The sequence below is a fragment of the Mesorhizobium sp. ZC-5 genome, from assembly GCF_025753855.1.
Classification (GTDB): domain Bacteria; phylum Pseudomonadota; class Alphaproteobacteria; order Rhizobiales; family Rhizobiaceae; genus Neomesorhizobium.
Genome location: NZ_JAOWPT010000004.1, coordinates 249,648 through 272,926 on the forward strand (window position 1 = coordinate 249,648; position 23,279 = coordinate 272,926).

General features: G+C 61.7%; 25 protein-coding genes. 16 read left to right on the forward strand and 9 right to left on the reverse strand.

Going from position 1 to position 23,279, the window contains the following annotated elements; all coding sequences use genetic code 11:
• The first annotated feature begins 71 nt into the window (after positions 1–71).
• Positions 72–1,034, forward strand: a complete 963-nt coding sequence (locus OHD58_RS13395; RefSeq protein ID WP_263803860.1) for an SDR family oxidoreductase — start codon at positions 72–74, stop codon at positions 1,032–1,034.
• Between the two features lie 17 nt (positions 1,035–1,051).
• Here the strand turns inward: OHD58_RS13395 and OHD58_RS13400 are convergent, their stop codons facing one another.
• The 3 genes from OHD58_RS13400 to OHD58_RS13410 form a co-directional block, all read right to left on the reverse strand.
• A complete protein-coding gene (locus OHD58_RS13400) occupies positions 1,052–1,492 on the reverse strand; it encodes a DUF1810 domain-containing protein (protein ID WP_263803861.1) in 441 nt (146 codons plus the stop codon).
• 18 nt (positions 1,493–1,510) lie between these two features.
• Positions 1,511–2,194, reverse strand: coding sequence for a hypothetical protein (locus tag OHD58_RS13405; RefSeq protein ID WP_263803862.1), 684 nt, complete (start codon positions 2,192–2,194; stop codon positions 1,511–1,513).
• Positions 2,195–2,283: 89 nt separating this feature from the next.
• A complete protein-coding gene (locus OHD58_RS13410; RefSeq protein WP_263803863.1) occupies positions 2,284–3,858 on the reverse strand; it encodes a trimethylamine methyltransferase family protein in 1,575 nt (524 codons plus the stop codon).
• A gap of 254 nt (positions 3,859–4,112) precedes the next feature.
• Between OHD58_RS13410 and OHD58_RS13415 the strand changes: the two genes are divergently transcribed.
• Positions 4,113–4,811: a corrinoid protein gene (locus tag OHD58_RS13415; protein ID WP_263803864.1), complete on the forward strand. Its 699-nt coding sequence runs from the start codon at positions 4,113–4,115 to the stop codon at positions 4,809–4,811.
• A gap of 50 nt (positions 4,812–4,861) precedes the next feature.
• Here OHD58_RS13415 and OHD58_RS13420 read toward each other — a convergent pair whose 3' ends face one another.
• Positions 4,862–5,002, reverse strand: a complete 141-nt coding sequence (locus tag OHD58_RS13420) for an EncA/B family entericidin (protein WP_263803865.1) — start codon at positions 5,000–5,002, stop codon at positions 4,862–4,864.
• Between the two features lie 64 nt (positions 5,003–5,066).
• Between OHD58_RS13420 and OHD58_RS13425 the strand changes: the two genes are divergently transcribed.
• From OHD58_RS13425 to OHD58_RS13470, 10 genes are all read left to right on the forward strand, one after another.
• On the forward strand, positions 5,067–5,705 hold the full coding sequence (locus tag OHD58_RS13425) for a DUF1638 domain-containing protein (RefSeq protein WP_412177211.1): 639 nt from the start codon (positions 5,067–5,069) through the stop codon (positions 5,703–5,705).
• A 47-nt stretch (positions 5,706–5,752) separates the two neighbouring features.
• The gene (locus tag OHD58_RS13430) at positions 5,753–6,331 is read left to right on the forward strand and encodes a DUF4893 domain-containing protein (protein ID WP_263803866.1); all 579 of its coding nucleotides are present in this window, start codon (positions 5,753–5,755) and stop codon (positions 6,329–6,331) included.
• Positions 6,332–6,483: 152 nt separating this feature from the next.
• A complete protein-coding gene (locus OHD58_RS13435) occupies positions 6,484–7,140 on the forward strand; it encodes an exopolysaccharide biosynthesis protein (RefSeq protein ID WP_263803867.1) in 657 nt (218 codons plus the stop codon).
• A gap of 164 nt (positions 7,141–7,304) precedes the next feature.
• Positions 7,305–7,610 carry a virulence factor gene (locus tag OHD58_RS13440; protein ID WP_263803870.1) on the forward strand — a complete coding sequence of 102 codons (306 nt, stop codon included), beginning with the start codon at positions 7,305–7,307 and terminating at the stop codon, positions 7,608–7,610.
• Positions 7,603–8,247 carry a methylenetetrahydrofolate reductase C-terminal domain-containing protein gene (locus tag OHD58_RS13445; protein WP_263803872.1) on the forward strand — a complete coding sequence of 215 codons (645 nt, stop codon included), beginning with the start codon at positions 7,603–7,605 and terminating at the stop codon, positions 8,245–8,247. Before OHD58_RS13440 ends, OHD58_RS13445 begins: the two co-directional genes overlap by 8 nt.
• Before the next feature lie 5 nt (positions 8,248–8,252).
• Positions 8,253–9,344 (forward strand): methylenetetrahydrofolate reductase, encoded by a 1,092-nt coding sequence (locus tag OHD58_RS13450; RefSeq protein ID WP_263804221.1) that lies wholly within the window; start codon positions 8,253–8,255, stop codon positions 9,342–9,344.
• A gap of 67 nt (positions 9,345–9,411) precedes the next feature.
• The gene (locus OHD58_RS13455) at positions 9,412–10,386 is read left to right on the forward strand and encodes a methyltetrahydrofolate cobalamin methyltransferase (RefSeq protein WP_263803873.1); all 975 of its coding nucleotides are present in this window, start codon (positions 9,412–9,414) and stop codon (positions 10,384–10,386) included.
• A gap of 52 nt (positions 10,387–10,438) precedes the next feature.
• The gene (locus OHD58_RS13460) at positions 10,439–12,505 is read left to right on the forward strand and encodes an ASKHA domain-containing protein (RefSeq protein ID WP_263804222.1); all 2,067 of its coding nucleotides are present in this window, start codon (positions 10,439–10,441) and stop codon (positions 12,503–12,505) included.
• Positions 12,506–12,542: 37 nt separating this feature from the next.
• Positions 12,543–12,923: a VOC family protein gene (locus OHD58_RS13465; RefSeq protein ID WP_263803874.1), complete on the forward strand. Its 381-nt coding sequence runs from the start codon at positions 12,543–12,545 to the stop codon at positions 12,921–12,923.
• Between the two features lie 337 nt (positions 12,924–13,260).
• Positions 13,261–13,941: a L,D-transpeptidase gene (locus OHD58_RS13470; RefSeq protein WP_263803875.1), complete on the forward strand. Its 681-nt coding sequence runs from the start codon at positions 13,261–13,263 to the stop codon at positions 13,939–13,941.
• Positions 13,942–14,134: 193 nt separating this feature from the next.
• Here OHD58_RS13470 and OHD58_RS13475 read toward each other — a convergent pair whose 3' ends face one another.
• On the reverse strand, positions 14,135–15,034 hold the full coding sequence (locus OHD58_RS13475; RefSeq protein ID WP_263803876.1) for a LysR substrate-binding domain-containing protein: 900 nt from the start codon (positions 15,032–15,034) through the stop codon (positions 14,135–14,137).
• Between the two features lie 125 nt (positions 15,035–15,159).
• Between OHD58_RS13475 and OHD58_RS13480 the strand changes: the two genes are divergently transcribed.
• From OHD58_RS13480 to nhaA, 4 genes are all read left to right on the forward strand, one after another.
• Positions 15,160–15,330: a hypothetical protein gene (locus tag OHD58_RS13480; RefSeq protein ID WP_263803877.1), complete on the forward strand. Its 171-nt coding sequence runs from the start codon at positions 15,160–15,162 to the stop codon at positions 15,328–15,330.
• Positions 15,331–15,661: 331 nt separating this feature from the next.
• Positions 15,662–15,799: a hypothetical protein gene (locus OHD58_RS13485; RefSeq protein WP_263803878.1), complete on the forward strand. Its 138-nt coding sequence runs from the start codon at positions 15,662–15,664 to the stop codon at positions 15,797–15,799.
• A gap of 316 nt (positions 15,800–16,115) precedes the next feature.
• The gene (locus tag OHD58_RS13490; RefSeq protein ID WP_412177218.1) at positions 16,116–17,054 is read left to right on the forward strand and encodes a GlxA family transcriptional regulator; all 939 of its coding nucleotides are present in this window, start codon (positions 16,116–16,118) and stop codon (positions 17,052–17,054) included.
• A 122-nt stretch (positions 17,055–17,176) separates the two neighbouring features.
• A complete protein-coding gene (nhaA, locus tag OHD58_RS13495) occupies positions 17,177–18,367 on the forward strand; it encodes a Na+/H+ antiporter NhaA (protein WP_263803880.1) in 1,191 nt (396 codons plus the stop codon).
• Positions 18,368–18,383: 16 nt separating this feature from the next.
• On the opposite strand, the gene OHD58_RS13500 is transcribed toward nhaA, so the two are convergent.
• The 4 genes from OHD58_RS13500 to OHD58_RS13515 all read right to left on the reverse strand — a co-directional run bounded on the left by OHD58_RS13500 (position 18,384) and on the right by OHD58_RS13515 (position 23,279).
• A complete protein-coding gene (locus OHD58_RS13500; RefSeq protein WP_263803881.1) occupies positions 18,384–18,719 on the reverse strand; it encodes a beta/gamma crystallin family protein in 336 nt (111 codons plus the stop codon).
• Positions 18,720–18,858: 139 nt separating this feature from the next.
• The gene (locus OHD58_RS13505) at positions 18,859–19,707 is read right to left on the reverse strand and encodes a DUF1194 domain-containing protein (protein ID WP_263803882.1); all 849 of its coding nucleotides are present in this window, start codon (positions 19,705–19,707) and stop codon (positions 18,859–18,861) included.
• Between the two features lie 138 nt (positions 19,708–19,845).
• Positions 19,846–22,407, reverse strand: coding sequence for a GcvT family protein (locus tag OHD58_RS13510; RefSeq protein WP_263803883.1), 2,562 nt, complete (start codon positions 22,405–22,407; stop codon positions 19,846–19,848).
• A gap of 101 nt (positions 22,408–22,508) precedes the next feature.
• Entirely contained in the window at positions 22,509–23,279 is a 771-nt protein-coding gene (locus OHD58_RS13515) for an FkbM family methyltransferase (protein ID WP_263803884.1), read from the reverse strand.

The following is a 23,279-nucleotide window of genomic DNA, read 5'->3' on the forward strand; positions in this document are numbered from 1 at the left end:
TCTGGAGGCCTTCCTGCGAAAACCTTTCGCGGGCTCGTGCGTTAGGTCCTCTTCAGGAACTGGAGATGATCATGGCGACGCCGCAAACGGCCGAAGTACGCAAACAACGCTCAATCCAGCGTAAGGTGGATGCCGACGACCGTCGCAAGCCAGAAAAGGTTGCCAAGGCGATGCAGGCGGGCGCTCGAAAATATCCCGAGCCGCCCTTTCCCAAGCAACACCACCCAAAGCCCGGCGAGGAATGGAAGATCGAGCCGGCCCCGATGTATGAGGCACCGTTCTATGTCGGTTCGAAAAAACTCGACGGCAAGGTGGCGCTGATTACCGGCGGCGATTCCGGCATCGGCCGCGCGGTCGCGGTGCTGTTCGCCCGCGAGGGCGCGGATGTCGCGATTTCTTACCTTTCCGAACGCAGGGACGCCGAAGCGACGAAACAGGCCGTCGAGAACGAAGGCCGGCGCTGCATCCTGTTGCCCGGCGACGTCAGCCGGCGCACCTATTGCAAGAAGGCAGTCGCCGAGACCGTCAAGAAACTCGATGGCCTGGACATCCTGGTCAACAACGCCGCCTTCCAGATCCACTCAGCCGATTTCGCGGATCTCACCGAAAAACATTTCGATACGACGCTGAAAACCAACCTCTACGGCTATTTCCACATGGCTCAGGAGGCCGTGCCGCATATGAAACCGGGCTCGGCGATCATCAATACCGGCTCGGTCACCGGCATCGACGGCTCCAGGGAACTGGTCGATTATTCGATGACCAAGGGCGGCATCCACGCCTTCACCCGCGCACTGTCGGGCAACCTGATCGGCAAGGGCATACGGGTCAACTGCGTCGCGCCGGGACCGGTGTGGACGCCACTCAACCCATCCGAGAAGGAAGCCGCGGACGTGTCAAAATTCGGAGCCAAGACGCCGATGAAGCGTCCGGCGCAGCCGGAAGAGATCGCGCCGGCTTACGTCTTTCTCGCCTCGCCGCAGATGTCGAGCTACATTACCGGCGAGATCCTGCCGATCATCGGCGGATATTGAGGCGCCAAGGCCGGATCTCAGTTCGGTCCGCCCTGCCGGTTCAATATCTTCAGCGTCGCGGAATCGGCCGCTCCTGCGAAATACCGATCGAGTGCACGCAGGAAGATTTCCTCGCTGGAAGCCTCTGAAAACAGCGTCAGGCTCGACCGAAACTTCATGTCGTCGGGGCTGCCGAATATCTGATACGCGGATCTGTTCTCCACCTGCAGGACGAGTTCCATACATCGCCGCAGCCGTTCACCGAGCACGGGATGCGCCAGATAGGTCCGCGCTTCTTCCAGCGATGAAATCGCGAACCGTTGCGACATCGCGCTGAAGCCGAGGCCGGCGACCTGCGGGAAGACGAACCACATCCAATGGCTCTGCTTTCTCCCTCGCCCAAGTTCCGCAAACACAACATCGATAACCGGAGCTTGCGCCTCGACAAAGCGGTTGAGGACGAATGGATCGTCAGTCATCGTTTGCTGCAAGCCCGCTCATCGCGCAAAAGCCGCCATGTGGAACGCCTGCACCCCCGCCGGATACCGATAGGTTGTGCCATAGGGACAAGCATTGCGGTCGAGACAACCGCCCGTGCGACAGTCTTCGCCATATGTGCCGCGCACATGCGCCAGACAATCGTGGTAGGCAAAGCCCGCTTCGGAATAAGCGTTGACCGGACAGCCTTTTAAGCAAGGTTTTCCGATACATGCATCGCAAAGATGATTCACCGTCTCAGGTGACTGAATCGGAAGCTCAATGTCGAACAACAGCGCGCCGCGATAGGCATGCCACAGGCCGTATTCCGGATGCATGAGGATGCCGAGCGGCGACGGTTTCAGTCCTTCCGCGCGCATCGCCCACTGCTGGAACGGCAGATAGGGCTTGTCGGACGGGTAGACGGCAAGGGCGCCTGTTTCCTCGGCCACATCGTCGATGATCTCGCGCGACCATGTGTCGAGCGGGTTCTCAAAATCGACCGGCTGGCTTTCGCGCCAGCGCGAAAAATGCGGCCACGGCGCAGCACCCGCCTGTCCGACCAGAAGCACCGCCTTCGCCGGCGCTCCGGATAGCCCTGGCGGCGCAACGTCGCTGAGATCGAAATTGAAGCCACCGCGCAGGATCAGCCCGCGAGGCGAAAGCGCTTGGGAGAGTTCAGCAATCAACCCTTGCGCGCGCATCACCTCTTGCCCGGCTCGCGTATGGCGCTGCGCCAGACTTCCTTGTGGATTATGTCGGCGACTTTAGCCCCGCCTGAAACGGGCTCCTTTCAAGTGAAGGCGTCGGGCATCGATGCCTTCTTCCTGGCGATGAAGTCCTTCAGCGCCTCGTCGATCGCGGGATCGAGGTATGGCGCCTCGTAGCTCTCCAGCCAGCGGCGGGCGAGTTCGTTGGCCCGCTGCGGAGCAGTCTTTTCGCCTTCCGCCAGCCACTGCTCGTAGGAATTGTTGTCTGCGATCGACGAACGGTAGAATGCCGTCTGGAAATTCGCCTGCGTGTGGTCGCAGCCAAGATAGTGGCTGCCGGGACCAACCTGGCGGATGGCATCCATCGCCTGGCCGTTTTCGGACAGATCGACGCCTTCGGCGAATTTCTGCTGCATGCCGAGCTGGTCGATGTCCATCATGAACTTCTCGTAGCAGGAAGCCAGTCCGCCCTCGAGCCAACCGGCCGAATGCAGCACGAAATTGGTGCCGGCAAGGATCGTCGAGTTCAGCGTGTTGGCGCTTTCATAAGCTGCCTGTGCGTCTGGCACTTTCGAGGCGCAGAGCGAGCCGCCGGTGCGAAACGGCAGGCCGAGGCGCCGCGCCAGCTGCGCCGCGCCGTAGGACACCAGCGACGGCTCTGGCGTGCCGAAGGTCGGCGCGCCCGACTGCATCGAGATCGAAGAGGCAAACGTGCCGAACAGCACCGGTGCACCCGGCCGGATCAGCTGCGTCAGCGACGCACCAGCCAACACCTCGGCCAGAACCTGGGTCAGCGTGCCGGCAACCGTCACCGGGCTCATCGCGCCGGCCAGGATGAACGGCGTCACGATGCAGGCCTGGTTGTTGCGGGCGTAGACTTTCAGCGCGCCGAGCATCGTTTCGTCGAACACCATCGGCGAATTTGCGTTGATCAGGCTGGTCAGCACGGTGTTCTGGTCGACGAAATCGTCGCCGAAAACGAGCTTCGCCATCGCCACGGTATCTTCTGCGCGTTCCGGCGCCGTCACTGAGCCCATGAACGGCTTGTCGGAATACTTGATATGCGCATAGATCATGTCGAGGTGGCGCTTGTTTACCGGCACGTCGACCGGCTCGCACACCGTGCCGCCCGAATGATGGATCGACGGCGCCATGTAGGCGAGCTTCACGAAATTGCGGAAATCCTCGATCGTGGCATAGCGACGCTTGCCGTCGAGGTCGCGCACGAAGGGCGGTCCGTAGACCGGCGCAAAGACCGTGGCGTTGCCGCCGATCTGCACCGAGCGTTCCGGATTGCGCGCATGCTGCGTGTATTGCGACGGCGCGGTCTCTAATAGCGAACGCGGCAGCCCCTTCGGAAAATGCACCCGCTCGCCCTTGATGTCGGCGCCGGCAGCCTTGAAAAGTTCGAGCGCCTCGGCGTCGTCGCGAAACTCGATGCCAATCTCTTCCAGCACCGTGTCGGCATTCTTCTCGATCAGCGCAAGGCCCTCTTCGTCGAGCACTTCGTAGACCTTGATGCTGCGCTTGATGTAAGTCTGCTGGGTGCCGGGTCCGCCGCCCGAACGCGCCGCGCGCCGTGCGGCCGCGCCACCGCTGGCGCCACGTCCGCGCCGCGCGTTGGAGGCTTCCTGCCCCGACAAGAGGTTCTCTTCCATAACATTCATCCCTAGAAAATATGCGGCGCGCGATCGCGCCCTGCCCGGATCGTAGCCTCGCATCCTTCGCAAAACGGCTTGCCAGCGCCAAGACGTGTCGCAAAATCGACAAGAAAACCATGCATTTCGCCGGTCGCTTTCCTTTTGCAGGAAGTCGCAAATCAGCTATGGAAACGCAACACTTGCAGAATAGATATTGACCTGAATTCGCGTGCCGCAAAAAGACCAGACATCGCGGCCACAGGAGCCACAGCATGTCCGACGACGAGATTATCCTCTCCGAGCTTTCCGACGACGAACTCGTGCAGCAGATGCACGACGATCTTTATGACGGCTTGAAGGAAGAAATCGAGGAAGGCACCAACATCCTCCTAGAACGCGGCTGGGTTCCCTACAAGGTGCTGACCGAAGCTCTGGTCGAGGGCATGCGGATCGTCGGCGAAGACTTTCGCGACGGCATCCTGTTCGTTCCCGAGGTGCTTTTGTCGGCCAACGCCATGAAGGCCGGCATGCACATTCTGCGTCCGTTGCTCGCCGCCACCGGCGCGCCCAAGCAGGGCAAGATGGTAATCGGCACCGTCAAGGGCGACATCCACGACATCGGCAAGAACCTCGTCGGCATGATGATGGAAGGTGCCGGCTTCGATGTCATCGATCTCGGCATCAACAATCCGGTCGAAAAATACCTGGCGGCGATCGAGGAACACCAGCCTGACATCATCGGCATGTCGGCTCTGCTGACCACCACGATGCCGTACATGAAGGTCGTGATCGACACGATGAAGGAAAAGGGCATCCGCGACGACTACGTCGTGCTGGTCGGCGGCGCCCCGCTCAACGAAGAATTCGGCAAGGCGGTCGGCGCCGATGCCTATTGCCGCGATGCGGCGGTCGCAGTCGAGACCGCCAAGGACTACATGAAGCGCAAGCACAACGTACGCGCTTCGGCATGAAAAAGGCCGTGCACGAGCACGGCCTCACATTCCATGAACCGGAATTCGGCTCAGGGATTTTCGACAGTATCCTCGACCGCGTTTGCGGTTTGCTTGACGTCTCTACCGACGCCGCGGACTGTATTGGCGCATGCCGCGAGCGCCACGGCGCAGACGATCAGGGCCACTGGTGCAAGCCGGGACAGTTTCATGTACGGGTACTCCCTCGTTCGCTAATATCGCCCACCAAGAACGAATTCTGGGCAAAGTGGTTCCATGATGCAACTCCGCACGGCTGTTCGTCCCCAAGCTGAAAAGCTGCTGGTGATCGCCTGCGGCATGATCGCGCGCGAGATCCTGGCGGCCAAGCAGCAACTCAACCTCGACCATCTCGAGCTGACTTGCCTGCCGGCGGAATACCATTTCTATCCGGACCGGATCGCGCCGGCCATGGATGCCGCCATCGTCAAGGCCAAGGCGGATGGCTTCAAGCACATCTTCGTCGGCTATGCCGATTGCGGCACCGGGGGGTTGCTCGACAATATCTGTGAAAAGCACGGCGTCGAGCGTATGGCCGGACCTCATTGTTTTGGTTTCTATCAGGGCATGGCCGCCTATGCGAAGGTCGCCGACGACGACATGATGTCGTTTTACATGACCGATTTCCTCTGCCGGCAGTTCGACGCCTTCTTCATGAAACCACTTGGCCTCGACCGGCATCCGGAACTGATTCAGGATTATTTCGGCAACTACGAAAAGCTTATCTATCTTGCCCAGACGGAGGAGCCGGAACTCGAAAAGGTCGCGCAAGCCGCAGCGCGCATGCTTGGCCTTGCCTATGAGCGCCGCTTCACCGGCTATGGCGACCTGCCCTCCTCCCTGGAAAACGCGTCGCGTTCCGCCGCACCTTCATGAAAGGGCCTGATTTGGCGGCTCCTTTGCCCGACAAATGGAGTCACAGAATGGCCTTTCGCAAGCTTCTCCTCGCCATGCTCATTTCGCTGCCAGCCTCGCAGGCGCTGGCCACCGGCGAGATCCAGAACCTGATCACCGATGCCGATAGCAAGCGGTTGCAGGACTATGATTCGACACGCGAGACGGCATTGAAGGAAGCCAAGGCAGGCGGCGCGGCGGGCGATGTCGCCGAACTCGAAAAACTGATCGCCAGAGCGCCGGTCGCCTTCGACGGTTTCGACATGACAGGCAACTGGCAATGCCGCACCATCAAGGCCGGAGGGTTGAGCCCGCTTGTCGTCTACAGTTGGTTCAAGTGCCGGGTAACCGACGACGGTTCAGGATGGACGCTGGAAAAGATCTCCGGCTCGCAGCGCACCAAAGGCCGTTTCTTCACCGACAGCGACAAGCGATTGACCTATCTCGGATCTTTCTTCGTTGCCGGCGATACGCCGAAGAAATACAGCAGCGGTCCGGAAAGCGACCAGGTCGGCTACACATTCCGGACAGGATCGAACGAGTGGCGCATCGAATTTCCTGCTCCACATTACGAATCCAAGCTGGATATTCTCGAGTTTCGCCGTTAGGCCCAAATCGCCAGTGAAACAGTCATCCGGTTTTCACAGGTCAACGTTATGCGCTGGCATCATCAAGGATTAACCGGTTGCCGCCACACTATGGTCGCTCTTGCGCCGAGGGTGGGTCGGGTCAGGCGGCATGGGGACGTATGAGACAGGAAATGCGAGGCTTTGAGGACGGTCAGATCGACGGCGCGCCGGTACGGCGTCGGCCGCGACGCCTGTCGCAACTCTTCGCGCAAATGGCGCGTGACGCCGACGGCCCGGTTTCCATATCGAACATCCGCGATGCGCTGGGCGACCGCAGCTTCGCCGCACTCATCGTCTTTTTCGCGGCCCTGAACCTGATCCCGCTGCCACCGCCTTCCTCGGCCATCCTCGGACTGCCGCTGGTGATCGTGTCGGCGCAGATGATGTACGGCAGCAAACGCGCCTGGCTGCCGCGCTTCGTCATGGAACATTCGATTTCGGCCGAAAGCTTCCGCTCTGTCATGGACCGCCTGATCCCTCGGCTGATCAGTCTCGAGCGTATGATCAAGCCCCGCTACTGGCCGTTCTGGCGCAGGCAGGGTGACCGCGTGATCGGCGTCATGTGCTTCGTTCTGGCTGTCATCGTCACGCTGCCAATACCGCTCGGCAACTGGCTTCCAGCCTTTTCCAGCTCGCTGCTCGGCCTCGCGCTGATTGAACGCGACGGCATCCTCTTTGCCGTCGGCACAATCGTCGGCTTGGTGGCAATGGTGGTCATCGTCGCCGTCTTCGGCTCCGCGACGGCCTTGATCGGGTTCCTGTGGACCTCCAACTTTTTTCACATGTGAGCTGCCGCTGAGCCGATGTTGCGCCGCCTGCCCAGGCGGCGGCAACCGGCTGTCGCCGGAACCCGATCTTCCGCGCGTCGCTTTTGAATGCCCGCGCGTCGTCCCATAACAAGCAGCCTTGGTGCCGTTCCGGCAATGCTCGAATTCATGAGGAGCATAAATCAATGGCCGATCTGATCGTCGTCTACTGGCGCGACATCCCCGCGCAAGTCATCGTGAAAAAAGGCCGCCAGAACGCCAAGCGCGAACTGCCGCTGCGCTTCACCGAGGCGATAGACATGTGCGCGATGCGCACCGGCGCCGGCGACACCGACGCCTATCTTGCTGAATGGCGCAAGGCCGATCCGGTGCCCGTAAGCGATGATCTCGAATCCGAAGCGGAAAAAGCACTGGCCGATATCGATGGCAGATACACCCGCGAGCGGTTGGTTGCCCTGGTGAAGTCGGGTGGGAAAGAGGACAATGTCTGACAACCCGTCGACCTCGATTACAGCCGCGCAAGCTGAAAACGCCCCCCAGGCCGTGCCGCCCGCGGCGTCAGCCGGGGTCACCCAGGCGACGATCGTCAAGAAGGCGGCGCCGAAGAGCGACTACAAGCCCGCCGACGTGTCGCCGCAGCGGCGGGTGCAACGCTCTTTCGCGGTCAGGCTCTGGTCGATCCGCCATTCGCGACTGCTTGAATGGTTCTACGCACGATTTGCCGACATGTTCCTGCTGCTGCATCCATTGTGGAAAGGCATCGGCTACAGCCGTGTCGAGGCGCCGGTGAAATTCATCGAGAAACGCGTCAAGGGCTTCATGTTCGACTGCCGCATGTGCGGCCAATGCGTGTTGTCCTCCACCGGCATGTCGTGCCCGATGAACTGCCCGAAGCAATTGCGCAATGGACCATGCGGCGGCGTTCGCGCCAACGGCAACTGCGAGGTCGAGCCCGACATGCCGTGCGTCTGGGTCAAGGCCTGGGAAGGCTCGCGGCAGATGGTGCATGGCGACGCGATCCTGACGGTGCAGAAACCGGTCGATCAGTCGTTGCGCGAGACCTCGGCCTGGCTGCGCGTGACGGCGCAGGCGGCTGCCGCCAAAGAAGCGGCAAGGACAACCGTATGAACCCGATGCGTCCCCCGCAGCGCGATGAAAACCCGGCGGGTATCGACCTGCCGCTGGAGCCCCTGCCCGGCCATACCTCGCGCGGCCGGCTGGAGCGCGTACTTCGGCGCGGCGAGTTCGCAGTGACCACCGAACTCAACCCACCCGACAGCGCCGATCCCGAGGACGTCTACAACCGGGCAAAAATCTTCGACGGCTGGGTAGACGCCATCAACGCCGTCGATGCATCCGGCGCGAATTGCCACATGTCGTCGGTCGGCATCTGCGCGCTTCTGACCCGTATGGGGTACGCTCCGATCATGCAGATCGCCTGCCGCGACAAGAACCGCATCGCCATCCAGGGCGACGTTCTCGGCGGAGCAGCGATGGGCGTCGCCAACATGCTCTGCCTCACCGGCGACGGCGTGCAAGCCGGCGACCAGCCGGGCGCCAAGCCTGTCTTCGACCTCGATTCCATGTCGCTGCTCGAGACCATCCGCATCATGCGCGACAACGGCAAGTTCCTGTCGGGCCGCAAGCTGAGCACACCGCCTCAGCTGTTTCTCGGGGCAGCGGTAAATCCGTTCGCGCCGCCCTTCGATTTCCGGCCGATCCATCTCGGCAAGAAGATCGCCGCCGGCGCGCAGTTCGTGCAGACCCAGTACTGCTTCGACGTGCCGATGTTCCGCAGCTTCATGCAGCGCGCCCGCGATCTGGGCCATACCGAGAATGTTTTCATCCTGTGCGGCGTCGGGCCGCTGGCTTCCGCCAAGACGGCGAAATGGATCCGGTCCAACGTGCCGGGCATCCATATCCCCGATGCCATCATCCAGAGGCTTGAAGGCGCACAGGACCAGAAGAAGGAAGGCAAGCAACTGGCGACCGACATCATCAACGAAGTGAAGGAAATCCCCGGCGTTTCCGGCATCCACGTGATGGCCTACCGCCAGGAGGAGTATGTCGCCGAAATCGTCGATGAATCGGGTGTTTTGAAAGGACGGCAGCCATGGAAGCGTGAGACCCGCCGCGACGACCGGCTGGTCGCCGACCGGCTCGACCACCTGCTGCACGACAACGTCACCGAAACCCAGGTCGACATGGTGAAGACCGCGCACTGAGCGCGTCCACCGCTTGATCGCAACAAGAAACGATATAAAGAAGTCTTTATATCTTACGGAGAGCTTCATGACCCGCACGATCGTTGCCTCGGCGACACGAGAAATCATCATCGGCTTCGACCAGCCCTTTTGCGTGATCGGCGAGCGCATCAACCCGACCGGCCGCAAGAAACTCGCCGCCGAAATGATCGCCGGCAATTTCGAGACGGTGATCAAGGATGCGCTGGAACAGGCAGCCTGTGGCGCGACCATGCTCGACGTCAACGCCGGCGTTACCGCCGTCGACCCCAACGCCACCGAACCGGCGCTGTTGGTGCAGACCCTGGAGATCGTCCAGAACCTTGTCGACCTGCCGCTGTCGATCGACAGTTCCGTCACCGCCGCGATCGAAGCCGCGCTGAAGGTGGCGAAGGGCCGCCCGCTGGTGAATTCTGTCACCGGCGAGGAGGAAAAGCTTGAAGCCATCCTGCCGCTGGTCAAGAAATACAACGTTCCCGTCGTCGCCATCTCCAACGACGAGACCGGTATTTCGATGGACCCTGATGTTCGCTTCGCCGTCGCCAAGAAGATCGTCGAGCGCTGCGCCGACCACGGCATTCCGGCGCATGATGTCGTGGTCGACCCGCTGGTGATGCCGATCGGCGCGCTGGGCGACGCCGGCCGCCAGGTGTTCGCGCTGCTGCGCCGCCTGCGCGAGGAGTTGAAGGTCAACACGACTTGCGGCCTCTCCAACATCTCTTTCGGCCTGCCGCACCGCCACGGCATCAATGCTGCCTTCATCCCGATGGTGATCGGCGCCGGCATGACCTCGGCGATCATGAACCCGGTGCGCCCGCAGGAAATGGAAGCCGTGCGCGGCGCCAACGTGCTCAACGGCACCGACAAGGACTGCATGACCTGGATCAAGACCTACAAGGACTATAAGCCTGCCGAAGGCGGGCATCCCGTCGCAGCACCCGTCGCCGTCAATGCGCCAGGCGACGGTGCCGCGGCCGGTGGCCGCCGCCGCGGTGGACGTGAAGCGCGGATGGCACGGGGGTAGGCGCTTAATCGTGAACCCGCCCGCCAACATCACCGATCCGCTCGTCCTGTTCATGCCGTCCGGCAAGCGCGGACGGTTTCCGGTCGGGACACCGGTGCTCGATGCGGCGCGGTCGCTCGGCGTCTATGTCGAGAGCGTCTGCGGCGGGCGCGCCACCTGCGGGCGCTGCCAGATCGAGGTCCAGGAAGGCAATTTCGCCAAGCACAAGATCGTCTCGTCCAACGACCACATCTCGCCGAAGGGTGCCAAGGAGGATCGCTACGAGCGCGTGCGCGGCCTTCCCCAGCACCGCCGTCTCTCCTGCTCCGCGCAGATTCTCGGCGACCTCGTCATCGACGTGCCGCAGGACACCGTCATCAACGCACAGGTGGTGCGCAAGGCTGCCACCGACCGCGTCATCGAGCGCAACGCCGCCGTCCAGCTGTGCTACGTCGAGGTCGAGGAACCCGACATGCACAAGCCGCTCGGCGACCTCGACCGGCTGAAGGTCGCACTCGAGACGGACTGGGGCTGGAAGGATTTGCTGGTGGCTCCGCATCTCATCCCGCAGATCCAGAAGATCATGCGCACCACCTTGCCGGACCAGCCTCCCGTCTCGCCCGGGAAATGGGGCGTCACAGCCGCGATCCACCGCGACATGGATTCCTCGCGGCCGTTCATCATCGGCCTGTTCCCCGGCCTGAAGAACGAAGCCTACGGCATCGCCTGCGACATCGGCTCCACCACCATCGCAATGCATCTGGTGTCGCTGCTGTCCGGCCGCATCGCCGCCTCGTCCGGCACCTCCAACCCGCAGATCCGTTTCGGCGAGGATCTGATGAGCCGCGTCTCCTACGTGATGATGAATCCCGACGGGCGCGGGGCGATGACCAAGGCGGTGCGCGAAGCCGTCAACACGCTGATCGGCAAGGTCTGCGAGGAAGGCCAGGCCCACCGCGAAGATATTTTCGACTGCGTCTTCGTCGCCAACCCCATCATGCATCACCTTTTCCTCGGCATCGATCCGACCGAACTTGGCCAGGCCCCATTCGCGCTTGCCGTATCGGGTGCATTGCAGTTCTGGGCACACGAGATCGGCATCAACGTCAATCCCGGCGCGCGCCTCTATACGCTGCCGTGCATCGCCGGTCATGTCGGAGCCGACGCTGCCGGTGCGACGCTGTCGGAAGGCCTGTACCGGCAGGACAAGATGATGCTTCTGGTCGATGTCGGCACCAACGCCGAGATCATCCTGGGCAACAGCACCCGCGTGGTGGCGGCATCCTCGCCGACCGGGCCTGCATTCGAGGGTGCCGAGATTTCATCCGGCCAGCGCGCCGCCCCCGGCGCCATCGAGCGGGTGCGCATCGACCCGGATACGCTGGAGCCGAAATACCGCGTCATCGGTGTCGACAAATGGTCGGACGAAGAAGGATTTGAAGACGAATCCTGGGCTACCGGCGTCACCGGCATCTGCGGCTCGGCGATCATCGAGGTCGTCGCCGAAATGTATCTTTCCGGCATCATTTCGGAAGACGGCGTCCTCGACGGCTCGCTTGCGGCGAAAAGTCCGCGTATCATCCAGAATGGCCGCACCTTTTCGTATCTGCTGCGCGAGGGACGCACCGGCGAGCCGAAAATCACCATCACCCAGAACGACATCAGGGCCATCCAGCTCGCCAAGGCAGCCCTTTATGCCGGCGTCAAGCTGCTGATGGAAAAGCAGGGCGTCGAGACGGTCGATACCATTCGCTTCGCCGGCGCCTTCGGCTCCTTCATCGATCCGAAATACGCCATGGTGCTCGGCCTCATTCCGGATTGCGATCTCGCCGAGGTCAAGGCCGTCGGCAACGCCGCCGGCACCGGCGCGCTGATGGCATTGCTCAACCGCAACCATCGCCGCGAGATCGAGAAAGAGGTTTCCCGGATCGAGAAGATCGAGACCGCGCTGGAACCGCATTTCCAGCAGCTCTTCATCGACGCGATGGCGCTGCCCAACAAGGTCGATCCCTTCCCGAAGCTCTCCGAACAGGTGAAGCTGCCGCCGCGAAAGACGGCCAGCGAGGATGGCGTCTCCGGTGATGCGGCGCCGCGCCGGCGTTCACGCGAGGAACGCGCGGCCCGCCGCAACCGCGACTGACGCTAGGTCGCATCGGGCTGAGTACGAAAGATGTGACATGGGCAGGCTTAGAGAAATCGTCTTCGATTGCGAGAAGCCTTCAGCACTGGCTCGCTTCTGGGCGGAGGTGCTCGATGGTTACCGGACCCGCCCCTATGATGACACCGAGATCGCGCGCCTGGCAGCTCTTGGGTTCACGCCGGAAACCGACCCGACAGTGATGGTGGACGGGCCTGGACCCAGCCTCTGCTTTCAGCACGTCCAGCAGCGCAGGTACGATCACAATCGCATCCACGTCGATATCGCCGTTTCCGACCGCCGGCGTGAAATAGACAGGCATCGCGCGCTTGGTGCCTCGGTCTGGCGGGAAGCGGAACGTTACACTGTGATGCGCGACCTCGAAGGAAATCAATACTGCCTCGTCGAGGTCGAGGCGTAACTGCGTGGGAAGATCCCCGGCTGCATCGCATGGAACGCGAGCAGCCACTTGGGTAACGCATTTGCCCTGTCAGGTAGTCGCTTCGTCACTGGACCAATTCATTTGCACATAAATGATCCAGCCGGCGCGTGAAGCGCCACTTTGCTGCCGTTTCATTACAGCAGAAGCTGCAACTTCGGCATGTCGCAAGCCGCACGGCTGTGAAGATGTCCCTGTAAAACCGGGCTCACCGAAGCGTGAACGCAACCAGCCGGAGTGTGATCGCGCGTGCATGGCAGCGTTTAGGCTTTTCTGCGACGAACGCCCCAAAAGACGCCAACAACAATAGGCAATCGAAATGTCCCTTTTCCTGACCCGCCGTTCGTTTGTGCTTGCGGCCCCCTTCATCATGGCCGGTTGCGCCAGCAGCCAACGGATCCCGTCCCCCTCGGTTGGGAAAAGGCAAGTCCCCCAATATTATCTCGACATGTATGCGGCGGTCGAAACCGAGCCTTTTCCGATCCCCGCTCCAGATCTCACCAAGATCGATCCGAAATACTACCGCCAGGAGGTCGCTTATCAAGGGCTTGAGCCGGCCGGCACGGTCGTCGTCGACACGCGACAACGCTTCCTTTTTCTGCTGCTCGGCGAGCAGCAGGCGCTGCGCTACGGTATCGGAGTGGGTAAGGCCGGGCTGGAGTTTGAAGGCACCGGGGTCATCCAGTACAAACGCGAATGGCCGCGCTGGACGCCGACGCAGGACATGATCGCGCGCGAGCCAGAACGCTACGGTCCACTGGCCGGCGGCATGGAGCCAGGCCCGACCAATCCGCTCGGCGCACGTGCGCTCTATCTGTTCAAGAACGGCGTCGACACGCTTTACCGCATTCACGGGACCAGCGAGGACTGGTCGATCGGCCGCTCGATCTCCAGCGGCTGCATCCGTCTGCTTAATCAGGACATCATCGATCTGCATCGACGCGTCGCCAATGGCACGCGGGTGGTGGTGCTGCAAGAGCACACGACACCGACGGCTTGATCGCGAAATGCTCGCCAGTGCCACCGTTGAGCCGGCACTGGCCTCCGGCAAGGCTTTTCACCCAACTTGACATCACCGAGCACGCCATCGACATGCGCGTCGGGCGCGAGATCGGATCGTGGCGTTCCTCACCGATAAAAAGCCGGCTCGCCATCAGATGGCGGCCGGCCTCGATTGCAATATCTGAGCTAAGCTAGAACTTGCCCGTTTCCTTGAAGGTTTCGAACGTCGCGCGGATGTGGTCCGCGGCTGCCTTGACCGGCGCCTGGGCATCGGGTGCCACCAGCATCGCCAGGCTGTAATTGCCGATCACCGGCAGGCCGGTCTTGGTTCCGAGTTCGACCATGTCGCCGGTGATGAAGGATTTCGGCAGCGGCGCGATCGCCAGGTCGGCCATGATCGCGGCGCGCTGGCCGGCGGTGTGGGCGCTCATATAGGCGATGCGGTAGTTGCGGCCGTCGCGGCCAAGCGCCTCCAGCGCCCCTGCCCGCCATGCGCAGCCTTCCTCCCATACCGAAACCGGCAATGGCTCGCGCAGATGGGCGCAACCGCCCTTGGCGCCGGCCCATACGATAGGCTCGGTCAGCAGGATTTCGGCGCCGGCGGCGTCCGCCTTGACCGAATTGGTGAGCAGCGTGATGTCCAGCGCCCTGTCGTCCATGCGCCGGCGCAGATTGCTGCTCTGGTCGATGATGACGTCGACGGCGATCGACGGATGCGACTGCGCGAAACGCTTCAGGACGTTCGGCAGCACGCGCTCACCATAGTCGTCCGGCGACCCGAGCCGGACCACGCCCGTAATGTCGGGAATGATGAACTTCGACACCGCCTCGCGGTTCACCGCCAGCATGCGGCGGGCATAGCCGAGCAACATTTCGCCATCGGTGGTCAAGGTGACCGAACGCGCGTCGCGCGCGAAGACCGAGCGGCCGAGAATATCTTCCAGCTTCTTGATCTGCATGGAAACCGCCGACGGCGTACGAAACACCGCATTGGCAGCCGTCGTGAAACTGCCGGTTTCGGCAATCGCCACGAACGTGCGCAAAACATCGAGATCGAGCAACGGCAGCGGGTGATTGAGTGGTGCGGTCATCGGCTTTGCTCTTCAATTTTTCTGAACAAGTGGATCACTTCATTTCGATTGATTGAACCTCAAAACTGTCGGATAGTCAATATGCGGATTGGGAAATGCCCTCCGCAAACCGAGAGGAGAAGGAAATGTCCGTCTATTCAGCATTGAGCACTATTGCCGCCGAATGGCGTTCAGCCCGCGAGGAGGCTCGCACCCGCCGCATCGTCGGCTCGCTGCCGATCGAGATCCAGAAGGACATCGGCTGGCGCGACAGCCCCTCGACACGCCAGGCTTCGATTTGGTCCAAGCAGCAGTGAGCGGCGGTGTGGCTGCCACAGAACCTGCATCGCAGGATTGCCCGTCCTGCGATGCAGCATCGGTGCCGGCACCGCAGCCATGCACGGCACGCATGCCGCATATGAAATAGGCGCATAACGTCTCAAAATCAGGCTTATTGCCTTGTAAATGAACAGAATTTCGGCTGATCCAGCTCAAAAGCGTCGTTTTTCGTGTCGCTTTTCATATCAACCGCTTCGCTTTTACCGCTGCGTGTGCGCCGCACAATGATTATATCAGCGTCATCAACGAGCTGCCCCACTCCTTCAAGCGAAGGCGCCCCGTGTAACCCTGACTGCATGGAGACGTGTCATGAAACTTTTTTCCCGCTTTTTCGGCCGCCGCGAATCGAACCTGACCACCGCTCTTGAGCGCCAGCGCCTCGGCAAGACCATGCCCGGCCAGACGGCTGCCATGGCGGGTTCGCGCCTCGGCTTCCTCATCAACTAACTGTAGCATTTCGGGCCGGCTCGCCGGCAGATGGTTCAAACGCCGCGCAGGTGCCTCCCCTTGCGCGGCGTTTTACTGCCCGCCGGCGAGCTTGTCCGCCGTGTCACGACGATTGTCGCAATGCAGCATTATCCGATGTCGCAAATATTCATGCGGCGATGCTGCCAACCCCATTGACAACAAATACTTTTCCTGATGACGCTTTGCTGATCGCGACATCCTGTCCGCGACATTGCCGTAGCGTGAGGCTCCTTTGAACGTCATCAGGCATCCCATCAAAAGATCGCTCGTTTTCTTCCTCGTCCCCGACTTCACCATGGTCGCTTTCGCGACAGCGCTCGAGCCCTTGAGGATCGCCAACCGGATGCTCGGCTACGAGGCCTACAAATGGCGCCTTGCCAGCCTCGACGGCAAGCCGGTACAGGCTTCCAACGGCGTCGAGTGCGCGGTGAACACCTCGCTTGACGACGAACGCAAGAAGATGTCTGGACCCGACCGGCCTTCGATGGTCGTCGTATGCAGCGGCATCAATGTCGAGAACTACCAGAACAAGTCGGCGTTCGCCTGGCTGCGCGAGGAATACAATCGCGGCGTCGCCATCGGCGGACTGTGCACCGGCGCCTACGTACTGGCCTCGGCCGGGCTGCTCTCCAACAAACGCTGCGCCATCCATTGGGAAAACCTGCCGGGCTTTTCGGAAGCCTTCCCCAAGGTCAATGTCTTTGCCGATCTCTTCGAGGTCGACCAGAACATCTATACCTGCGCCGGCGGCACCGCCGCACTCGACATGATGCTGAAGTTGATCGGCGACGATTTCGACGAAAACCTTGTCAATCGTGTCTGCGAGCAGGTGCTGACCGACCGAGTGCGCAGCCCGACTGATCGCCAGCGCCTGCCGCTGCGGGCCCGGCTCGGCGTCCAGAACGCCAAGGTGCTGACTATCATCGAACTGATGGAAGCCAATCTGTCGGAACCGCTGTCGCTGATCGAGATCGCCGACGAAGTCGGGCTGTCGCGGCGACAGATCGAGCGTCTGTTCCGCACTGAAATGGGGCGATCGCCGGCCCGCTATTACCTGGAAATCAGGCTTGACCGCGCCCGCCATCTGTTGATCCAGTCGTCGATGCCGGTGGTCGAGGTCGCCGTTGCCTGCGGTTTTGTCTCGGCATCGCATTTTTCGAAGTGCTATCGCGAGCTTTACGCCCGTTCTCCTCAGCAGGAGCGCATCGACAGGAAGCAGCTTCTGGCGGCGTAGTTTCTTCGCCGCATACAGCTTCAAAGTGCGACGATCGCACCCGTGGCATACGGCATGATCGGCTGTTACGTTCGCCGTGACCCGATGGCCGCTCCGGCCGACCTGACAGAAGAGGCCGGCGCATGACCGCTCACCCGCACCGCCCGTCGGCCTTCCGCGAATTCCTCGCCAGCGAAAGCGCCGGCGGTATCGTTCTGATGATTGCGGCAGCACTGGCCCTGATCATCGCGAACTCGCCGCTTGCGCCGTCTTATTTCTCGGCGCTGTCAGCCTATCTCGGGCCTCTTAATATCGCACACTGGATCAACGACGGGCTGATGGCGGTGTTTTTTCTGCTGGTCGGCCTGGAAATCAAGCGCGAATTCCTCGATGGCCAACTCTCGACCTGGCCGCGACGCATCCTGCCCGGCATCGCCGCGGCCGGTGGCATGGCGGTCCCGGCACTGATCTTCGTCGCGTTTAACAGCGACAGCCCGGAAACGCTGCGCGGCTGGGCCATTCCGACCGCCACCGATATTGCCTTTGCGCTCGGTGTACTCTCGTTGCTCGGCAATCGGGTGCCGGCTTCGCTGAAGGTGTTTCTGACCGCACTCGCCATCATCGACGATCTGGGCGCGGTCATCATCATCGCGCTGTTCTATACGTCCGGCCTTTCGCTTGCCTGGCTGGCGGCGGCGGTCGCCATCCTTGTCGCCCTGGTCGCCCTCAACCGTTTTGGCGTCATGCGGCTTGCCCCCTATCTCGTGCTCGGCCTCATCCTCTGGGTGGTCGTATTGAAGTCCGGCGTTCACGCTACACTCGCCGGCGTCGCCCTGGCCCTGACCATTCCGCTCGGTCGCACGCCGGGCGCGCCGGATCACCCCGAGGATTCGCCGCTGCATGCGCTGGAGCATGCCCTGCACAAGCCGGTTTCGTTCTTCGTCATTCCTGTCTTCGGCTTTGCCAATGCCGGCGTACCCCTGGGAGCCATCTCGGCGGAATCGCTCCTGCAACCGCTGACCCTCGGCATCGCGCTCGGCCTCGTCGTCGGCAAGCTGGTCGGCGTATTCGGCACCGCATGGCTGGCGGTCCGCCTGGGCTTCGCCGACATGCCGGCGAACGCTTCGGTTCGTCACCTGCTCGGCGTCGCCCTTTTGTGCGGCATCGGATTTACCATGAGCCTCTTCATCGGGCTTCTGGCGTTTCCCACCGACCTCGCCATGCAGGGCGCGCTGAAGGTCGGCATCCTTGGAGGATCGCTGATCTCGGGATTGCTCGGAGCAGCAGTCCTGCTTCTCTCGCCTTTGCCCGGCGGAGCAGATTCACGCTCCTAAACGGCAGCGCCGCGTCTCAATAATTGTCGCAATAACACTCCGCCGAAGAGATGCGGTCGTTCCAGCCCTTGCCCAGATTGGATGCACGGCGGTAGATTTCGGAGGAATCTCCCTGCATGCGTGCGTGCTCGTAAATCACCAGCGTACAGCCGCGTGCAACGCGCGCAGACGAAGCCCGGTCGTTCCAGAACTGACGCGCACGGAAACTTACCCTGTCATCAGGACCCATCCGAAGGACCTCGCCCTCAAAACCTTCATGTTCGTAGAGCGAGCAGGCGCTGCGATACTGCGCATCGGCGCTGCCGACCATCATGGCAGACGCCACCGCGACCAGAGTTAAAAGCTGTCTCATGCGTGTGTCATTCCTCATCAGCGCCCTTCGCCGCCCGCGCCGAGGAATAATTTGGCATCATGCAAGGGAGCCACGCAAGGACGAAAGCATGCGGCCCAGAACACGATTCCCGACGAAGGCACATCGTCAGGAATCGCTCCTAGCGGTCCTCCCACATCCACGAGCGGTCCTGCCACATCTTTTCGCCGATGAGGCAGTCATAGGCCGACGTCGCCTGCGCCATGACGACCGGCGGGTTCAGCGCTTCCTCCTCCGCCCATTGCCGCGAGGCGGGGCCGGCGAGTTCAAGCACCAGCTTGCGCCGGATCGCTTCGGGAAACTGCGACCATTCGTTGACAGGTACCATGAAGGCGCCCGGTCCACCGATCACGCAGTCGGTGTAATATTTGTCGAGATCGTCGACATCGTAGCTGCTCGACAGTCCGCCATTGGTCATCAGCGGCAGTCCGTTGATGGTGATACCCTGTGCGGTTACGTCGTTGCGAACGATATCGACCGGCGGACCCTGATTGTTCGGCCCGTCTCCGGAAATGTCGATAACCCGCTTCATCCCCTGGAACTGACTCTCGGCGAAAAGATCGGCGCCGAATTCCAGCGCGCTCGATATCGAGGTCCGCCGCGCGCTGTTTGGCGGCAAGGCCGAAAGCTGCTTCGCCACGCGCTCGGCATCCGCCCGGGAAGCGATCGTCGTCCACGGCACGATGACATGATGGGAGGAACTGCCGGCCCATTCGAAATAGGTCACGGCGATTTTGCCATGCACGCCCTCGGCGATGGCCTGCAGAACCTTGTCGTGGGTAAGTGCCGCGGCATAGCCCCGGCGCTGGATCTCGAGCTCGTCCGGCGACATCGACAGCGACACATCGACGGCCAGGACCAGTTCGATATCGACCGGTTCCGCGGCGAGACCGTGTGGAGCGGCAACGACTACCAGCGCCAGAGCAGCGCCGGCAACAAGGGCATGTCTGGCACTCAGCGAACAAGACATGCCGCCACGTTACGCGAAAACACTTGCTTGGAAAGAAAAGGCCCGGAAAAACTCGAGCCTTTCCCTTCACAATTTCGCGAGTTTGCGAAACCGCATAAACCTGACGAATCGTTTCGGAAGGTCCTCTTGCAGGTGAATTCAGGTCCGAGGCTTCAGGTTTTCCGGGTCGTACAGCGGCTTGTAGCCGACGCCGGCCACTTCGACCGGGTAGGTCTCGCCAAAATACTCGACTGCAAGCCTGCGGCCTTCCTGGCAATGCGACCATGGCAGGTAGGCCAGCGCGATGTTCTTGCCGATGGTTGGTCCATAGGCAACCGACGTCGTGAACGACCGGCGGCCGAGCTCATCGACCAGTGTCTCCCCGGTGTCCGGGTCCATGACCGGCATCGTACCGACCGGATAGCGTGCGACGCCCCTGGAATCGACATTTTCGGTCATGACCAGCGTGCACAGCATGGCCGGCTGGTTTTTCCGCGCGCGGTACTCCTCGTGTTTGGCCTTGCCGCAGAAATCCGCTTCCTTGACCTTCGGGCGAGCTAGATCGGCCTCCAGCAAATTGTATTCGGTCAGGAGGTCGGCATTCTGCAGGCGCAGGCTCTTCTCCATGCGGCGCGTATTGGCGTAGGTCTCGACGCCGAACGGCATCACACCGGTAGACCGCAACGCGTCCCAGACGGCCAGGCCGTCCTCGTAGGGCATATGCAACTCCCAGCCCTGCTCGCCGACATAGGAGATGCGGAACGCGGTCACGTCCTTGCCGCCTATCTTCACCGGCTTGATCGCGGCGAACGGGAAGCTCTCGGGCGCCAGGCCGGCGGGATCTTCGACGACCTTCTGCAAAGTCGCACGCGCGTTTGGCCCCCAGATGCCGATGGTAACGTATTTCTCACTTACATCGGTGATGGTGACGTCGAAGCCTTTGTCCTCGGCCACCCGGCGCAGATAGTGAAAATCGCGCGGACCGGCATCGGCTCCGTCGACAACACGACAGCGGTCGGCCATGCGGATGACGGTCAGGTCGGCGCGCACCATGCCCTCCTCGTCGAGGAAGTGGGTGTAGATGCCCTTGCCGATGTTGCCGTCGCCGCCAATCCTCGCGGCGCAGACCCATTCCATCAGCGCGACATGGTCCGGGCCTTCGACATCGACCATCGCGAAGTGCGACAGGTTGACGATGCCGCAATCCTCGCTCATCGCAAGGTGCTCGGCGTTGGAGACGCGCCAGAAATGGCGATTGTCCCACTCGTTCTCACGAACGGGGACGCGGTTGCCGTATTTCTCCAGCAAATGCTCGTTGGCGGCATAGCCATGGGCGCGCTCCCAGCCGCCGAGTTCCATGAAATAGCCGCCGAGTTCCTTCTCCCGCTCATAAAAAGGCGAGCGTCGAATGTTGCGGCCCTTGGAAAAGGGTTCGCGCGGATGGACGGCCGGGTTGTAGACCTTCATCGCCGTTTCGGTGCAGCGATCGTGGATGAACTGCTCTTTCGTCTGGTGCGGATAAAAGCGCGCATAGTCGATCTGGTGATGATCGATTTCGGTGCGGCCGTCGGTCATCCAGTCGGCGATCAACTTGCCCATGCCGGGGCCATCCTTGACCCAGATGGCGACGGCGTACCAGAGCCCCCTCACCTTCTGGCTCTCGCCCATCGACGGTCCGCCGTCGGCGGTCACCTGCAAAAGCCCGTTGAAGGAATGGCTCTCATTGTAGCCGAGTTCGCCGAGGATCGGCGTCAGTTCCATGGCACGCTCGAGCGGCGCGAGTATTTGCTCCATGTCGAGATCGCGCTGCGACGGCGACAGGCGCGACTGGTGCTTCTCCAGAAGTTCGCGGGGGTGGCAAAGGCGCGGATTGGTCTCCTCGTAATAGCCCCATTCGATCTGACCGCCTTCGGCGGTCTTGGGGTCACCGGTATCGCGCATGTAGGCGGAATTGCCCTGGTCGCGCAGCAGCGGCCAGCCGATCTCCTTGCCGGTGCCGGCAAACTCGTTGTACGGGCCGAAGAAGGTCAGCGGATGGTCGATCGGCATGACCGGCAGGTCCTCTCCGGCCATCTCGGCGATCAGCCGGCCCCAAATGCCGGCGCAGACCACGACATAATCAGCATGAATGGTGCCGCGGTCGGTGACGACGCCTTTGATGCGCCCGTTCTCGATGACCAGCGATCTGGCCGACGTGTTTGCAAAGGCCTTGAGCTTTCCGGACGCTTCCGCCTGGTCGACGAGCTTGCCGGCGACCGTCTGCGAACGCGGGATGACGAGGCCGGCGTCGGGATCCCACAGGCCACCCTGCACCATCTGCTCTTCGATCAGCGGAAACTTTTCCTTGATCTCGGCAGGTTCGATCAGGCGCGCGCGGGTTCCAAAAGCCTTGGCGGAAGCGATTTTGCGCTTGATTTCCGCCATGCGCTCGTCGTCGCCGACGCGCGCGACCTCGAGCCCGCCGACGCGGGCGTAGTGACCCATCTTCTCGTAGAAATCGATGGAATAGAGCGTCGTCCAGCACGACAGGAAGTCGTGGCTGGTCGTGTAGCAGAAGTCCGACGCGTGCGCCGTCGAACCGATGTCGGTCGGGATGCCCGACTTGTCGATGCCGACGATGTCGTCCCAGCCGCGTTCGATCAGGTGATGGGCAACCGACGCACCCACGATGCCGCCCAGCCCGATGATGACGACCTTCGCCTTTGCCGGAAACTCTGCCATTGCCCGCTGCTCCGAAGTGGAATTCGGCGCAGACTATAGAGCGGTGCGGCGCGATTGCAGCCTGTTTGCGACATCGGCAAAAGGCCGAGCGACGAGCTGCCTCACGCGAATGCCCAGACGTCCTCGGCGTAGATCCCGACATTGTAGCCGGCGGTCTTGAGCTTGACGACGACATTGCCGATTTCGATCGCCGGCAGCGCGCCGATCTCGACCTTGATCATGCCGGGCCTATAGCGATCGAGGTCGAGCTGGTCGAAGACGATCCAGTCCGCGCCCTCGCAGTCGACCAGGAAAGCATCGATATGCTCGACCTTGTTGCGGTCGAGCACGGATTGCAGAGTATCGGACGGAACCTCGATATCTTTCAGGTAGGGTTCGAATTTCCTGAAATCGACATCCGCCTCGCCCCAGGCATTCTTGCCCGACATCAGGTTGGTATCGGTGATCGAGGAGCAGCCGATGAACTCGATCGGCAACGTACCCGATTCCAGAGCGGCCGCATCGAAGGTTTTCACCGTAATCGAACCAGGCTTTCGGGTAATTGCCAGCGGCTCGATCCTGAAGCGTTCTTCATCAGGATAATTCTTGCGCAAGCGCTGCTGATTGTAGGGAATCGGTTCGACCAGCACGGCACGCGCATTCGGAATGCGATGCAGCCACGGCGTCACATCGTCGAACAATGCACCGTCGCAGGCGCCGACATTGACCATTTCGAACGGGCGGCCGTTGCCGAAACGGGCTCTCAGCGCCGCCCATGCGAGAAACCGTGTGCCCCTGAGCGGAGCACCCCTGTTCAGTATGCCGACCGGAACGCCGAGCGCCAGAAAGACCCGAACGAATTCTATGAAAGCCGAAGCTTCGGATCCATCCAT

Coding starts and splice junctions, on each gene's coding strand:
- OHD58_RS13515 (WP_263803884.1), bottom strand. CDS start 23,279: ATGGATGGATCCGAAGCTTCGGCTTTCATAGAATTCGTTCGGGTCTTT.
- nhaA (WP_263803880.1), top strand. CDS start 17,177: ATGACCGCTCACCCGCACCGCCCGTCGGCCTTCCGCGAATTCCTCGCC.
- OHD58_RS13450 (WP_263804221.1), top strand. CDS start 8,253: ATGCGTCCCCCGCAGCGCGATGAAAACCCGGCGGGTATCGACCTGCCG.
- OHD58_RS13500 (WP_263803881.1), bottom strand. CDS start 18,719: ATGAGACAGCTTTTAACTCTGGTCGCGGTGGCGTCTGCCATGATGGTC.
- OHD58_RS13460 (WP_263804222.1), top strand. CDS start 10,439: ATGCCGTCCGGCAAGCGCGGACGGTTTCCGGTCGGGACACCGGTGCTC.
- OHD58_RS13425 (WP_412177211.1), top strand. CDS start 5,067: ATGATGCAACTCCGCACGGCTGTTCGTCCCCAAGCTGAAAAGCTGCTG.
- OHD58_RS13440 (WP_263803870.1), top strand. CDS start 7,305: ATGGCCGATCTGATCGTCGTCTACTGGCGCGACATCCCCGCGCAAGTC.
- OHD58_RS13420 (WP_263803865.1), bottom strand. CDS start 5,002: ATGAAACTGTCCCGGCTTGCACCAGTGGCCCTGATCGTCTGCGCCGTG.
- OHD58_RS13465 (WP_263803874.1), top strand. CDS start 12,543: ATGGGCAGGCTTAGAGAAATCGTCTTCGATTGCGAGAAGCCTTCAGCA.
- OHD58_RS13470 (WP_263803875.1), top strand. CDS start 13,261: ATGTCCCTTTTCCTGACCCGCCGTTCGTTTGTGCTTGCGGCCCCCTTC.
- OHD58_RS13415 (WP_263803864.1), top strand. CDS start 4,113: ATGTCCGACGACGAGATTATCCTCTCCGAGCTTTCCGACGACGAACTC.
- OHD58_RS13510 (WP_263803883.1), bottom strand. CDS start 22,407: ATGGCAGAGTTTCCGGCAAAGGCGAAGGTCGTCATCATCGGGCTGGGC.
- OHD58_RS13430 (WP_263803866.1), top strand. CDS start 5,753: ATGGCCTTTCGCAAGCTTCTCCTCGCCATGCTCATTTCGCTGCCAGCC.
- OHD58_RS13480 (WP_263803877.1), top strand. CDS start 15,160: ATGTCCGTCTATTCAGCATTGAGCACTATTGCCGCCGAATGGCGTTCA.
- OHD58_RS13405 (WP_263803862.1), bottom strand. CDS start 2,194: ATGCGCGCGCAAGGGTTGATTGCTGAACTCTCCCAAGCGCTTTCGCCT.
- OHD58_RS13400 (WP_263803861.1), bottom strand. CDS start 1,492: ATGACTGACGATCCATTCGTCCTCAACCGCTTTGTCGAGGCGCAAGCT.
- OHD58_RS13490 (WP_412177218.1), top strand. CDS start 16,116: ATGGTCGCTTTCGCGACAGCGCTCGAGCCCTTGAGGATCGCCAACCGG.
- OHD58_RS13455 (WP_263803873.1), top strand. CDS start 9,412: ATGACCCGCACGATCGTTGCCTCGGCGACACGAGAAATCATCATCGGC.
- OHD58_RS13475 (WP_263803876.1), bottom strand. CDS start 15,034: ATGACCGCACCACTCAATCACCCGCTGCCGTTGCTCGATCTCGATGTT.
- OHD58_RS13505 (WP_263803882.1), bottom strand. CDS start 19,707: ATGTCTTGTTCGCTGAGTGCCAGACATGCCCTTGTTGCCGGCGCTGCT.
- OHD58_RS13410 (WP_263803863.1), bottom strand. CDS start 3,858: ATGGAAGAGAACCTCTTGTCGGGGCAGGAAGCCTCCAACGCGCGGCGC.
- OHD58_RS13435 (WP_263803867.1), top strand. CDS start 6,484: ATGCGAGGCTTTGAGGACGGTCAGATCGACGGCGCGCCGGTACGGCGT.
- OHD58_RS13485 (WP_263803878.1), top strand. CDS start 15,662: ATGAAACTTTTTTCCCGCTTTTTCGGCCGCCGCGAATCGAACCTGACC.
- OHD58_RS13395 (WP_263803860.1), top strand. CDS start 72: ATGGCGACGCCGCAAACGGCCGAAGTACGCAAACAACGCTCAATCCAG.
- OHD58_RS13445 (WP_263803872.1), top strand. CDS start 7,603: ATGTCTGACAACCCGTCGACCTCGATTACAGCCGCGCAAGCTGAAAAC.